Below are 12,860 nucleotides of genomic sequence, written 5' to 3'. Positions count from 1 at the left end.
TTTTCGTTCTGGCACCGAGCCGGTATCAAACCATTTGGGACGCCAGCTTCAGGTCTTGCCAGGCACGCGCCTTTTCAGACGGGCTGCGCAGTAGATAGGCCGGGTGATAGCTGACGATAAGCGGAATCTCGCCGTCGTCCGTTTTCAACTGATGCACACGGCCGCGCAGGCTACCGATCGTGGCGTCCGTGCCCAGCAGCGTCTGCGCCGCGAAGCGGCCCAGCACCAGGATGCGCTCGGGTTTGAGCAAGGCAATTTGCCGCATCAGATAGGGGCTGCACGACGCGATTTCCTCGGGCTTGGGATTGCGGTTGCCCGGCGGACGGCACTTGATCACGTTGGTGATGAAGACATCGGTGTCGCGGCTCATGCCCACGGCGGCCAGCATCGCGTCCAGCAACTGCCCGGAACGCCCCACGAAAGGGTGGCCCTGCCGGTCCTCTTGCTCGCCAGGCGCTTCGCCGACGACCAGCCAACGAGTAGGCGTCGCCCCCTGACCAAATACCGCGTGGCGGCGTCCCTGGCACAGGCCACAAGCCGTGCATGCCACGACCTGCTCGCGCAATTCGTCCAGGGTGGCGTTCTTGACGGCCTCGGCCACCGGAACACGCGGTGCTTCGACGGCTTCGTCCTCCACGGTCTTGGGGACCGGGCGCGGTGGCGGCCCGCTACGGTTCAGGATGGATGCCGGGATGGTCGGACGCCCCGTGGCCCGCCCCGTGGGAACGACGACCTGCGCAGGCTGTTCGACCGCGGCGCCAGCGTCTTGCGTCACGGCGGCGGCAGGTGCCACCGCGTTCGCGGCAATCGTCGGCGCAGCAGGCGGAACGGGAGAAACTGCTTTTGAAACAGGGGCTTGCGACGTGACGGCGGAAGCCATGTCAGCCGAAGGGCCCGCAACCGGAACCGTGGCAGCCGGGGGAGTGACGACGGGCGCCGGCCTTAACCACAGGCGCTCCATGCCGATTTCGCGCAGCCAGATCCGCTGTAGCGGATTGACGCGCGGCGCGGTCGCGGGGGTTGGCAGGCTCATGCCGCCACCTCAGCCACGGCGTTAAAGCGCTTCTGCATCACCAGCGCATCTTCGCGTGCGCCCTTTTCAGCGGGGTAATACCCCCGTCGCACGCCGATCTGCAAATAACCATGGTGCTGGTAGAAACTGACCGCCGAGGTATTGGACGGGCGCACCTCCAGCAACACGCCTTCCAGCCCGCGCTCACGCGCTTGCTGCTCACACCAGTCCAGCAAGATGCCGCCCAGGCCTTGACGATGCAAATGTTTGGACACGGCGATCACCAGCAGATGCGCCACGTCAGGCGCGAACATCAAAATGCAAAAAGCCGCTACCTTGCCCTCGCGCCGCAACACCCAGGCACCGTAGCCCGACGCCAGCGCGTCCGCAAAATTGCCGCGCGTCCAGGGAAACGCCTGTACTTGCGCTTCCAGCGCCACCACTTCGTCCAGGTCGGCTTGCGTCAGCGGCAGCGGGGCTGCGGGAGTTTCGGGGATGGCGGGGTTTTCGGGGGGTTGGGGGGCCTGCGACGCCAGCGCAGCCTGTGCCTTGGGGTTGCCGCCCTCGCCGCGCATGCGCTCGGCGGTGGTGAAAGCAACCTTGTCGCGCACGTACAGCGGCGCAGCTTCCTCGGGCGGCAGCGCTTCGCCGCGCAACCAAGCCTGGCGCGCCAGGCGGGCCACGCTGGCTGCTTCGGGGCGCAACGCATCCGAGGCGCGGCGCCACGCTGTGGGTGGGGTCATGTCGGACGCGTAGGCATCCCAGGCATCGCCCGCCAGCAGTGGCTGCAGCGTCTGGCCGGCCTTGGCCGACCATTGGTTCAGATAATGCGTGGCCCAGGGCACCACTTCGGCCGCCGCAATCAGCAATGGCGCTTGCAGGACGTCCCAGCCGGCATCGGCGACCGTGGCGGCCTGCTGGCGGCGGTAGACCGCAAGATAAACCTCGCTCATGCGGGCATCCAGCGCGACAATGATGGCGTCTGCCGGCGTGGCATCGGCCACCTGAGCGGCGACCGCCTGGTGCGACACCACGGGCACCACGGGAATACCCAGCCCCAAGCCCATGCCTTGCGCCACGCCACAAGCCACGCGCAAGCCGGTAAAACCGCCCGGCCCCTGCCCGAACGCCACGGCGTGCAGCGCGTCCGGCGTCAGGCCGGACTCCGCCAAAAGCTCGCCGGCCATCGGCAAAAGCCGTTCCGCGTGCTCTTGAGAACCCTCGTGTTCGCGGGTCGAGACCTCCAGGCGGCCATTGAGCACGCGCAAAAGGGCCACCCCACAACGGGACGAAGACGTTTCCAAAGCCAGCAGGTTTAGTTCCATAGATGCAGATTGTACGAAATACGGCGGCTCCGCCCCCGGTTGTAAGGGGGATTTCAACCATGGTTCGCAATGTGTAATATCTTGTGAACGCCCACTAGCCGCTGGTTCTTGTCACTGTTACATTTCCGGCCATGAATACGCAAAACACCACCCCCACCCGAAAAATCCTCGTCGTCGACGATGATCCGCGCTTGCGCGATTTGCTGCGCCGGTATTTGTCCGAGCAGGGATTCAACGTTTTCGTCGCCGAAGACGCCAAAGAGATGGGCAAACTCTGGCAACGCGAGCACTTTGACTTGCTCGTGCTGGATCTGATGCTGCCCGGCGAAGATGGCCTGTCCATCTGTCGCCGGCTGCGCGGTGGCCACGACAATACCCCCATCATCATGCTCACGGCCAAGGCGGAAGAAATCGACCGCATCGTGGGCCTGGAGATGGGCGCGGACGATTACCTGTCCAAACCGTTCAACCCCCGGGAACTGCTGGCACGGATCAACGCGATCCTGCGCCGCCGCGGCACCGAGGAACATCCCGGCGCCCCCAGCCAGGAGAACGAATCCATCGCCTTCGGCCCCTACGTGCTGAACTTGTCCACCCGTACGCTCACGCGCAACGGCGAACAAGTGCCCATCACCACGGGTGAATTCTCGGTGCTCAAGGTGTTTGCGCGCCATCCGAAGATTCCCCTGTCCCGCGACAAGCTCATGGAACTGGCGCGCGGCCGCGAATACGAAGCTTTCGATCGCAGCCTTGACGTTCAGATCTCGCGCCTGCGCAAGCTGATCGAACCCAATCCGTCCAAGCCCGTGTTCATCCAGACCGTTTGGGGTCTTGGATACGTGTTTGTGCCGGACGGTGGTAGCTGACCGGGTCGCCCGCCCTGGGCAGGAGCGCAGCCTCGTGCCCCGCTTGCGCAGAACCTTCAGGAACCTGACTTCACGTTTGCGGCTCGGCTTGTTCGGCCGCACGTTCCTGCTGCTTGCCGCACTGATGCTGGTCAGCCTGGGCGCGTGGCTACAAGTATTTTTCAGCATGGAGCTGGGACCGCGCGCCAATCAAATGGCGCAGCGGGTGATCACGGCCGTCAATATCACGCGCACGGCGCTCATCTATTCCCAGAACGGCGAACGCAGCAAGCTCCTGCTTGACCTGGCCACGAACGAGGGCATTCAGGTCTATCCGCGCGAAGTCACTGACTTTGCCGAGGCCCTGCCCGACGACGATTACTGGCAACGGGTGGCCCAGCATATCCGCACGCGCTTCGGTCCGGAAACTCAGATCGCCTGGGGGGTGAACCAGGTACCCGGCTTCTGGGTCAGCTTCCAGATTGAAAAAGACCTGTACTGGCTGGTGTTCGAGCGAGAGCAGATCGGGCTGACAGGCGGGATCGAATGGCTGGGATGGGGCGCCACGGCGTTGCTGCTTTCCCTTGTCGGCGCGGCGGTCAGCGTGGGGTTCGTGAACCGGCCCCTGTCGCGGCTCGCACGCGCGGCCCAGGTGTTGTCTCGTGGCGAGACTCCCGCGGCCTTGCCGGAACAAGGCCCGCTGGAAATCCGCGACCTGAACGCCTCGTTCAACCGGATGGCCAAGGACTTGCGGCAAGCCGAGGCCGATCGCGAGCTGATGCTGGCGGGGATCTCCCACGACCTGCGCACCCCGCTTGCGCGCATGCGGCTGGAGATCGAACTTAGCGGTGTGTCGGAAGACGCGCGCCAGGCTATTGACGAAGACCTGGGCCAGATCGATCACAGCATCGGGCAACTGATGGAATACGCGCGGCCGGCCGGTTCGCTGCCGCAACTGGCGACGGACATCTCGGCAGTGCTGGCCGAACTGTACGAACGAGAACGCAGCCACACCGCGTCGCTGGGCGGCGAACTCGAGGCATCCTTGGAACCCGGGTTGCGCGCCCGGATCACGGCGCTGGACCTGAAGCGCGTGGTCAGCAATTTGATCGAGAACGCGCGCCGTTATGGCCGGTCCACCGACGGCATGGCCCATCTTGTCATGACGCTGCAAGCCGAAGGCGGCATGATCGTGATCGAAGTCTGCGACCGTGGCCCGGGCATTGCGCCCGAAGATGTCGACCGCTTGCTGCGGCCCTTCTCGCGCGGCGAGGCCGCGCGCACCGGTGTCAGCGGCGCGGGGCTGGGTCTGGCCATTGTTGAACGCTTGCTCAAGCACGTCGGCGGGTCGCTGCGGATGCTGCCGCGCGAGGGCGGCGGACTGACCGCGCGGATAGAGTTGCCCAAAGCCAAGTTTAGGAATTATCAATTAGACAACGATAATCCATAGCGTAGAATTTATGGTTTGAGGCACTGCCTTATCTCCACCAACAACTACTGGGAGTAAACATGAAAACTGTTGGCGACAAACTCGAGCCCTTCAAGGTCACCGGCGTCAAGCCCGGCTTCAACCAGCACGAAGAAAATGGCGTGTCGGCGTTTGAAGACATCACCGAAAGCTCGTTCCCCGGCAAGTGGAAGGTGATCTACTTCTACCCGAAAGACTTCACGTTTGTGTGCCCGACCGAAATCGTCGGCTTCAACAAGCTGGCCAAGGATTTCGAAGACCGCGACGCCGTCCTGCTGGGCGGCTCCACCGACAACGAATTCGTCAAGCTGGCATGGCGCCGTGAGCATCCGGACCTGAACAAGCTGGGCCACTACCAATTCGGTGACACCACCGGTGCCCTGATCGACCAACTGGGCGTCCGCGAAAAGGGTGCTGGCGTTGCCCTGCGCGCCACGTTCATCGTTGATCCGGACAACACGATCCAGCACGTTTCGGTGAACAACCTGAACGTCGGCCGTAACCCGGAAGAAGTTCTGCGTCTGCTCGACGGTCTGCAAACCGACGAACTGTGCCCGTGCAACCGTACGGTTGGCGGCGCCACGCTGTAATTTCCAGCCCGGCCCGGGGCCTGCTTGCAGGCTCCTCGCTGGGCTTTCATTGCTCTAGATTATAGGTAAAAACTATGGAATTTCTTACTACCATTAAGGAACAGCTCCCGGATTAGGCCAAGGATATCCGCCTGAATCTGGACGCCGTGATTGCCCGTTCGACCCTGGCGCCGGAAGACGCCGTGGGCGCCGCCCTGTCGGCCGCTTATGCCGCTCGCAGCCCGGTGCTGGTCGAGGCCTTCAAAAGCGGCTTGTCGGAAGGCGATGCCAACGCCGCACTGACCGCGTCCGCGCTGATGGGCATGAACAACACCTGGTATCCCTATGTGGAAATGACCGGTGACGCCAACCTGAAGAGCCTGCCCGCCCAGTTGCGCATGAACGCCTACGCCACCCATGGCGGCGTCGAGAAAAAGCGCTTCGAACTGTTTGCGCTGGTCGCTTCGATCATTGGCAAGTGCCATTTCTGCGTGGCCTCGCACTACGAAAACCTGAAGAATGACGGCCTGTCGACGGAACAACTGCGCGACGCCGGTCGGATTGCCGCGGTCGTCAACGCCGCCGCCCTGGCGCTGGCCGCCCAAGGCAAGTAAGCCGGTCCGAAGGCTGGGGCTGAACACTCGGCCTGAAAACGAAGAAGCCCGCCTGCATAGAAACAGGCGGGCTTTTTATCGCTTGCCGCTATCCGCTGGACCGCGAGGCTTAGTTCTGCGCGGGCTTCACCGGTGCCGTCGGCAAGCCATTGGCCACCCAGGCCTCCATGCCGCCCCGGTACCAGTAGGCATCCCAGCCCAGCGTACCCACGCGCAAGGCTGCGTTATACGACGATCGATCATTCATGCTGGCGCCCATCAGCACAATGGGTACGCCGCGATTACCGCCCGCCTTCTTCAACAGCCAGTCATCCAGCGCGCTTTGCAGGTGGTCCTTGACGCTGCCGTCCGAGCCCGCGTCGGCCAGCGGATAGGCGATGGGCAGCGTATCGCGCAGCCCGCTGGTATCGACGATGACAATATTCTTGTTGTTCGTGATCAGCGGCACCAGGTCCTTGGTGGTGATGACCTTGGCGCGGTAGTGCTGAATAGGCGTCGGTCCTTTGTAGGGCGCCGTGAACAGCAAGGTGGTGGCCGGCACACCGCTGTCTTTCAGTTCATCAAAGGCGCCGGTCGGCGCGGTAGCGCCCTGCCCTTGTCCCGCGGGCGATTGCTGGCGGGGCGGCGGCGCCGAACCATCCTTGGCGACCACTTCGCCGCCCACGGTGCCCATTTCAATGTCCGAAATCATCACCGCGATGTTCTCGATCAGCTCATAGCACATGGTGATCGAGCCTTCGCGCGGGCTGTACCAGGCGTTCAGCTTGCCGCAGTCCTTAAAGACCACATTCACGGGGCGCGGCAGCACATACGTCTTGCCCAAGAGCTTGATGTTTTCGCTGATGGCGTCCGACAGGTGCTTGGCGAACAGGTTGCCGATCTTGCGCGTGGACGGTTCAAATACCACGTTCACCGGCGCGCCAGGCGCGTTGGCGGGCTGCAAACCATCGGGCGTCCAGGTTCCCACACGGGTATGAGGCGCCAGAATCTTGCGCCAGGCGCGATTCTGCTTGTTGAATTCGTCGGTGCAACGCGCCTTGGTGCGGTCTTCAAAGCCGGTCTGGCGCACCACGGATTCAAACACTTCGGGGTTGCCGCCATACATGATGCACAGCATGTTGCGAAAGCGCTTCAGGTCGCCGGTGTGCTCGTCCTGCCATGCCGAGGGAGCCTGGCCCTTGCCCTCGGAAAGCTTGCCGCTGTAGTACCACTGCAAGGCGGCATAGGTGGCGGCTTCGCGGGCCATGCGGTCCACGTCCTTGCTGCCCGACGGGTACATGGTGGGTTCCACGATCTGCAGGGCCGCGTAAATATCCACCGCGTCTTCTTCCGCGCCCGTCGACGGCAATTCCAATTCACCGATCAGGGCATGGCCGAATTCGTGCATGAAAATGCTCTTCATCAGGCCGATGTACACCGCGACGATACGCTCGGTGTCGCCGCCGAAACGGGGGTACGGACCCGCACCCTGCAAGCCGGAATTATTGCTGCCTTGCGCCGGTGCCGACTGCGGCGGCGCGGCGGGCGGTGCCGTGTTCTGCGGACTGGCGCCCGTGCCGCCACCACGAGGAGGCAGTCCGGTCCGTGGCGGCAGTCCGGCAGGCGGATTTGCCGCGGCTTGCGGGGTGCCCTTATTGGTGGTGATGGCAAAGTCCGCAACACCGAACGTGCCAACGTCATACGCCATGATGCCGATGTCGCCACCCAGCGCGGGCACATCGGCAACGTCGCCGATCTTCTGGCCATTCACGATGAAGCGCGCGGCGCCGGGCACTTCAACCACTTTGATGCGGTCCGAGCCGTCCAGCTTGGCCACGTTGGGCACCGAGCCGAAATCGCGGCGGTTCTGGCCTTCCAGACAGAAGAGCTGCGTATTCTTGTCTGCCGAAATCTCAAGCAGGCACAGGCTTTTGCGCGGGCGGTTGTTCAAGACAACGCCGATGGAAGCCTTGGGGTTTTGCGAACTGACGACCACATTGACGTCAGTGATGCGGCCGGCATCCGGCGCGGGGCCGGCATTCACATACAGCGTTTGCTCGCTACCGGGCGTGGCCTTGTTCTGCAAGGTGAACCAGCCATCCTGCACACCTGCCGTCCACCCCTGCAACAACTGCTGCCTGACCGTGCCCGCAAGAGGCCCAAGCTGCTGTTCAAATTCGGCGTGCGCCGGGGCACACGCTGCACCAAGGACGAAAAGCAGGGCTGCGCCACGTAAATGCATCCGAATTTCTCATGATCAGATTTAGGTAGCGCGCAGAATATTCCGAATCATACGGACCCGCTTATTTATTTGTTAAAGATGTATGCCAACGTAAATGGCAGGCACGATCACGCGTCGATTACGCGTCCGTCCGGGCCAGCAGCGTGACAACGGTGGCGGCGATGCCCTCCTTGCGACCCAGGTAACCCAGGCCTTCGTTCGTCTTGGCCTTGATGTTCACATCGGCTTCGGCCAGCCCGGTGTCGGCCGCAATATTCTTGACCATGGCGGGCGCGTGCGGGCCGATCTTGGGGGCCTGCGCATGCAGCGTCGCGTCGATGTTGACCGGCGTCCAGCCCGCGGCGCGCACGCGCGCCATGGCTTCGCGCAACAGCACGCGGCTGTCCGCGCCCTTGAAAGCAGGATCGGTATCCGGAAAATGCCGCCCGATGTCGCCCAGGCCCGCCGCGCCCAGCAGCGCATCAGTAATGGCGTGCAGCAACACGTCGGCATCGGAATGGCCCAGCAAGCCATGCGTGTGCGGGATCGTGACGCCGCCGATGATCAGCGGCCGGCCTTCAACCAAGGCATGCACGTCAAAGCCCTGCCCAACGCGAAAAGGAATGCTCATAGCCATTTTTCCATCAGTTCGAAATCATCCGGCCACGTCACCTTGAAGTTGCGCAAGGCGCCGGGGACCAGCAATGGCGCGTAGCCGGCCGCCTCTAGCGCGGAGGCTTCGTCGGTAACGGTCACGCCATTCACGGAGGCCGCCGTCAGCGCATCGCGCAGCACGCCGGCCCGAAACATTTGCGGCGTCTGCGCCAGCCACAGGCCATTACGATCCAACGTGCGCTCGACGCGATCGTGCCCGCCCTTGACGGTGTCGGCCACGGGCAACGCCAGCAGGCCGCCCACGGGGTCCGCCAGGCAGGCGTCGATCAAGCGGCGCAGCGCGCCTTCTGGCAATCCGGGCCGAGCGGCATCGTGCACCAGCACCCAGGTATCGTCAGCCACGCCGCTATCGGCCAGCGCGCCAGCCACGGTATCGGCCCGCGTCGCGCCACCGCATGCGCGCCACACGGTGCGCGGCAAACCCGCCAGCGCGGCGTCAACCCAGCCATCGCCCGGCGTCACCGCCACCCGCACCTGGGACACACGATCATCGGCCAGCAAGGCAAGCACCGCATGGCGCAGCATGGGCTGTCCGGCCAATGGACGATATTGCTTGGGCACGGGTTCTGCGCCGGGCTGGCTGGCGCGGGCGCCAACGCCCGCGGCGGGAACGATTGCAATGATTGAGTCAGACATGGTGCGGTGATTTTATAATCTTCCGCTTGATGCCTGCTTCCACCCTGATGCCCACCCCCACATCCCCCGCCACCGCCGCGCCGCCCGTCCCCGCGACCGCCTCCACTTTGTCCGCGCTGAAAATCGGCGCGCGCTATGCGCAGCCCCGGCCGCCCGGCTCGGGAGACGCCTGGCTGCTGGCGGACCTGGCGCGTCAGGCGTCCGTGCCCGTGGTCATCCTGACCGCCGAACCGGTAGAAGCCCAGCGGCTGGCCGAAGAAATCCAGCTATTCGCGCCGGACATGCGGGTCAGCCAGCTGCCCGACTGGGAAACGCTGCCCTACGACGCCTTTTCTCCGCACCAGGATCTGATTTCCCAGCGCCTGCACACGCTGCATTCGCTGATGATGAAGACGGTGGACGTGCTGACGGTGCCCATCACCACCGCCTTGTACCGCCTGGCGCCGCCTTCGTTTCTGGCCGCCTACACGTTTTCGTTCAAGCAGAAAGACAAGCTGAACGAAGCGGCCCTGCGCGCGCAGTTGACGCTGGCCAACTACAACCACGTGACCCAGGTCACCGCGCCGGGCGAATTCTGCCTGCGGGGCGGCCTGATCGACCTGTTCCCCATGGGCTCGGTCGTGCCCTACCGGCTGGACCTGTTCGACGACGAAATCGAGACCATCCGCAGCTTCGACGTAGACACCCAGCGCAGCCTGTACCCCGTGCGCGAAGTGCAGTTGCTGCCCGGCCGCGAGTTCCCCATGGACGAAGACTCGCGCACCCGTTTCCGCGCGCGCTTTCGCGAAATATTCGAGGGCGATCCATCCCGCGCCCTACCCTATAAAGATATCGGCAACGGCATCCCGTTCGCGGGCGTCGAGTACTACCTGCCGCTGTTCTTCGAAGAAACCGCCACGCTGTTCGATTACCTGACCACGGGCACGGTCACCGTCACCATCGGCGATATCGACGACGCCATCCAGCGCTTCAATCAAGACACCTCCAGCCGCTACAACTTCCTCAAGAGCGACCGCGAGCGCCCCGTGCTGCCGCCCTCGGCGTTGTTCCTGGATAACGAAACGCTGTACACGCGGCTTAAGGAATTCCGCCGCCTGTCCTTGACGGCCGGCGACCCGCATCCCGATTTCCGCGCCGTGCCCGACGTCAGCGTGGCGCGCCGTTCCGACGACCCCATCGCCAAGCTGCGCGCCTTGGTCCAAACGAGCCAGACCCGCGTGCTGCTGTGCGCCGACTCCGCCGGCCGGCGCGAGACCCTGGTGCAGATGCTGAACGAATTCGGCGTCACGCCAGACGCGCAGCCCGACACGATCGAAGCCTTCCTGGCGTCGGACGCCAACTTCGGCATCGTCGCCGCGCCGCTGGCCACGGGCTTCGGCCTGCCCCAGGCCAACCTGGCCTTCCTGACCGAAAACGACCTGTACCCGGGCCACGCCAACACGGGCCGCCGTGGCAAGCGCGACCAGGAACGCGCCAGCAACGTCGAAGCCATGGTGCGCGACCTGTCCGAACTGCGCGCCGGCGACCCCGTCGTTCACGCGCAGCACGGCATCGGCCGCTACCACGGCCTGGTCAACATGGACATGGGCGAAGGCGAGATGGAATTCCTCCATCTTGAATACGCCAACGGCAGCACGCTCTACGTGCCGGTGTCGCAACTGCATGTGATCGCCCGCTACAGCGGCGCCGACCCAGACGCGGCGCCGCTGCACCAACTGGGTTCCGGCCAGTGGGACAAGGCCCGCCGCAAGGCCGCCAAGCAAGTGCGCGACACCGCCGCCGAGCTGCTGGCGCTGTATGCGCAGCGCGCGGCGCGCGAGGGTTTCGCCTTCAACCTGCCACTGAACGATTACCAGGCGTTCGCCGAGGGCTTCGGCTTTGAGGAAACCGTGGACCAGGCGGCCGCCATCGAAGCCGTGATCGCCGACATGACCTCCGGCCGCCCGATGGACCGGCTGGTCTGCGGCGACGTGGGCTTTGGCAAGACCGAAGTGGCCTTGCGCGCCGCCTTCCTGGCCGTGGCCAACGGCAAGCAGGTCGCCCTGCTGTGCCCCACCACGCTGCTGGCCGAACAGCATGCCCAGACGTTCTCCGACCGTTTCGCCGATTGGCCGGTACGCGTGGTGGAACTGTCGCGTTTCCGTTCCGCCAAGGAAGTGGCCGCCGCCGTCGAGGGCATCAACGACGGCCGGGTCGACATCGTGATCGGCACGCACAAGATTCTGTCCAAGGACGTGAAATTCAAACGCCTGGGACTGGTCATCATCGACGAAGAACACCGCTTTGGCGTGCGCCAGAAAGAAGCGCTGAAAGCGCTGCGCGCCGAGGTCGACGTGCTGACACTGACGGCCACCCCCATTCCGCGCACGCTGGGCATGTCGCTGGAAGGCATCCGGGATTTCTCCGTCATCGCCACCGCGCCGCAAAAGCGCCTGGCCATCAAGACCTTCGTGCGGCGCGAAGACGGCAGCACGCTGCGCGAAGCGCTATTGCGCGAACTCAAGCGCGGCGGCCAGTGCTACTTCCTACACAACGAGGTGGAAACCATCCACAACCGCCGCGCCCGTCTGGAAGAACTGGTGCCGGAAGCGCGCATTGCGGTGGCGCACGGTCAGATGCCCGAGCGCGAACTGGAACAGGTGATGAAGGGCTTCTACCAGCAGCGCTACAACGTGCTGCTGTGTACCACCATCATCGAAACCGGCATCGACGTGCCCAGCGCCAACACCATCGTGATCCACCGCGCCGACCGCTTCGGGCTGGCGCAGTTGCACCAGTTGCGCGGCCGCGTGGGCCGTTCGCACCACCAGGCCTACGCCTATCTGCTGACGCCTGGCGAAGACGCCATCACCACCAATGCCAAAAAGCGCCTGGAAGCGATCCAGGCTATGGAGGAACTGGGGTCCGGCTTCTATCTGGCCATGCACGACCTGGAAATCCGCGGCACGGGCGAAGTGCTGGGCGACTCGCAGTCGGGCAACATCCAGGAAGTGGGCTTCTCGATGTACAACGAGATGCTCAACGAAGCCGTGCGCGCGCTGCGCGCGGGCGAAGAGCCCGATCTGGACGCGCCCTTCAACCTGGCCTGCGAAGTCAATCTGCATGCGCCGGCCCTGCTGCCGTCCGACTACTGCGCCGACGTGCACGCGCGCCTGGGCATCTACAAGCGCCTGGCGCACGCCGCCGACGAAGACGACCTGATCCGCATCCAGGAAGAACTGATCGACCGCTTCGGCAAGCTGCCCGAAGCCGCGCAAACGCTTTTGACCACGCACCGTCTGCGCCTGGCTGCGCAGCCGCTGGGCATCGTCAAGATCGACGCCAGCGAAACCCAGGCGCTGATCCAGTTCGGCCCCAAGACCAGCGTCGACCCCGCGCGCATCATCGAACTGGTCCAGCGCCAACGCAACATCAAACTGGCCGGACAGGATAAATTGCGGGTTGAGATCAAGGCAGCGCAAATCGCCGCCCGCTCTGACGCCGTCCGCGCCGTGCTGCGTGCCTTGAAGTAAATCC

At 64.3% G+C, this 12,860-nt stretch carries 10 protein-coding genes; 5 read left to right on the top strand and 5 right to left on the bottom strand.

The window, feature by feature from the left end; translation table 11 throughout:
• Nucleotides 1-25: 25 nt before the first annotated feature.
• Both WBR68_RS02915 and tsaB read right to left on the bottom strand, forming a co-directional pair.
• On the bottom strand, nucleotides 26-1,033 hold the full coding sequence (locus WBR68_RS02915; RefSeq protein WP_127183723.1) for a uracil-DNA glycosylase: 1,008 nt from the start codon (nucleotides 1,031-1,033) through the stop codon (nucleotides 26-28).
• The gene (gene tsaB, locus WBR68_RS02910) at nucleotides 1,030-2,337 is read right to left on the bottom strand and encodes a tRNA (adenosine(37)-N6)-threonylcarbamoyltransferase complex dimerization subunit type 1 TsaB (RefSeq protein WP_230693475.1); all 1,308 of its coding nucleotides are present in this window, start codon (nucleotides 2,335-2,337) and stop codon (nucleotides 1,030-1,032) included. The genes WBR68_RS02915 and tsaB overlap by 4 nt, the downstream gene beginning before the upstream one ends.
• Nucleotides 2,338-2,468: 131 nt before the next feature.
• Here tsaB and risA point away from each other — a divergent pair, with 131 nt between their 5' ends.
• The 4 genes from risA to WBR68_RS02890 all read left to right on the top strand — a co-directional run bounded on the left by risA (nucleotide 2,469) and on the right by WBR68_RS02890 (nucleotide 5,833).
• Nucleotides 2,469-3,203, top strand: a complete 735-nt coding sequence (gene risA / locus WBR68_RS02905; RefSeq protein WP_003813882.1) for a response regulator transcription factor RisA — start codon at nucleotides 2,469-2,471, stop codon at nucleotides 3,201-3,203.
• Between the two features lie 34 nt (nucleotides 3,204-3,237).
• Nucleotides 3,238-4,632, top strand: a complete 1,395-nt coding sequence (risS, locus tag WBR68_RS02900; RefSeq protein WP_050448558.1) for a sensor histidine kinase RisS — start codon at nucleotides 3,238-3,240, stop codon at nucleotides 4,630-4,632.
• Nucleotides 4,633-4,691: 59 nt separating this feature from the next.
• Nucleotides 4,692-5,240 (top strand): peroxiredoxin, encoded by a 549-nt coding sequence (locus WBR68_RS02895; RefSeq protein ID WP_006217982.1) that lies wholly within the window; start codon nucleotides 4,692-4,694, stop codon nucleotides 5,238-5,240.
• 125 nt (nucleotides 5,241-5,365) lie between these two features.
• A complete protein-coding gene (locus WBR68_RS02890) occupies nucleotides 5,366-5,833 on the top strand; it encodes a carboxymuconolactone decarboxylase family protein (RefSeq protein WP_230693497.1) in 468 nt (155 codons plus the stop codon).
• A 109-nt stretch (nucleotides 5,834-5,942) separates the two neighbouring features.
• Here WBR68_RS02890 and WBR68_RS02885 read toward each other — a convergent pair whose 3' ends face one another.
• From WBR68_RS02885 to ispD, 3 genes are all read right to left on the bottom strand, one after another.
• Nucleotides 5,943-8,054: a DUF4344 domain-containing metallopeptidase gene (locus tag WBR68_RS02885; RefSeq protein WP_230693474.1), complete on the bottom strand. Its 2,112-nt coding sequence runs from the start codon at nucleotides 8,052-8,054 to the stop codon at nucleotides 5,943-5,945.
• Between the two features lie 118 nt (nucleotides 8,055-8,172).
• On the bottom strand, nucleotides 8,173-8,664 hold the full coding sequence (ispF, locus tag WBR68_RS02880) for a 2-C-methyl-D-erythritol 2,4-cyclodiphosphate synthase (protein WP_050448556.1): 492 nt from the start codon (nucleotides 8,662-8,664) through the stop codon (nucleotides 8,173-8,175).
• Complete coding sequence (gene ispD, locus WBR68_RS02875; RefSeq protein WP_127183720.1) at nucleotides 8,661-9,344, bottom strand: 2-C-methyl-D-erythritol 4-phosphate cytidylyltransferase; 684 nt, start codon at nucleotides 9,342-9,344, stop codon at nucleotides 8,661-8,663. The genes ispF and ispD overlap by 4 nt, the downstream gene beginning before the upstream one ends.
• Before the next feature lie 47 nt (nucleotides 9,345-9,391).
• Here ispD and mfd point away from each other — a divergent pair, with 47 nt between their 5' ends.
• Entirely contained in the window at nucleotides 9,392-12,856 is a 3,465-nt protein-coding gene (mfd, locus tag WBR68_RS02870; protein WP_230693496.1) for a transcription-repair coupling factor, read from the top strand.
• Nucleotides 12,857-12,860 lie beyond the last annotated feature (4 nt).

It is taken from the genome of Achromobacter sp. JD-1 (assembly GCF_038594925.1).
GTDB lineage: Bacteria > Pseudomonadota > Gammaproteobacteria > Burkholderiales > Burkholderiaceae_B > Achromobacter > Achromobacter spanius_C.
Note: the sequence above shows the minus strand (reverse complement) of the source record. Positions and strands in the feature narration are given on the sequence as shown.

Bases quoted from the DNA above. Each gene is read 5' to 3' on its own strand.
- WBR68_RS02915 (WP_127183723.1), bottom strand. From the start codon at position 1,033: ATGAGCCTGCCAACCCCCGCGACCGCGCCGCGCGTCAATCCGCTACAG.
- tsaB (WP_230693475.1), bottom strand. From the start codon at position 2,337: ATGGAACTAAACCTGCTGGCTTTGGAAACGTCTTCGTCCCGTTGTGGG.
- risA (WP_003813882.1), top strand. From the start codon at position 2,469: ATGAATACGCAAAACACCACCCCCACCCGAAAAATCCTCGTCGTCGAC.
- WBR68_RS02895 (WP_006217982.1), top strand. From the start codon at position 4,692: ATGAAAACTGTTGGCGACAAACTCGAGCCCTTCAAGGTCACCGGCGTC.
- WBR68_RS02885 (WP_230693474.1), bottom strand. From the start codon at position 8,054: ATGCATTTACGTGGCGCAGCCCTGCTTTTCGTCCTTGGTGCAGCGTGT.
- ispF (WP_050448556.1), bottom strand. From the start codon at position 8,664: ATGAGCATTCCTTTTCGCGTTGGGCAGGGCTTTGACGTGCATGCCTTG.
- ispD (WP_127183720.1), bottom strand. From the start codon at position 9,344: ATGTCTGACTCAATCATTGCAATCGTTCCCGCCGCGGGCGTTGGCGCC.
- mfd (WP_230693496.1), top strand. From the start codon at position 9,392: ATGCCCACCCCCACATCCCCCGCCACCGCCGCGCCGCCCGTCCCCGCG.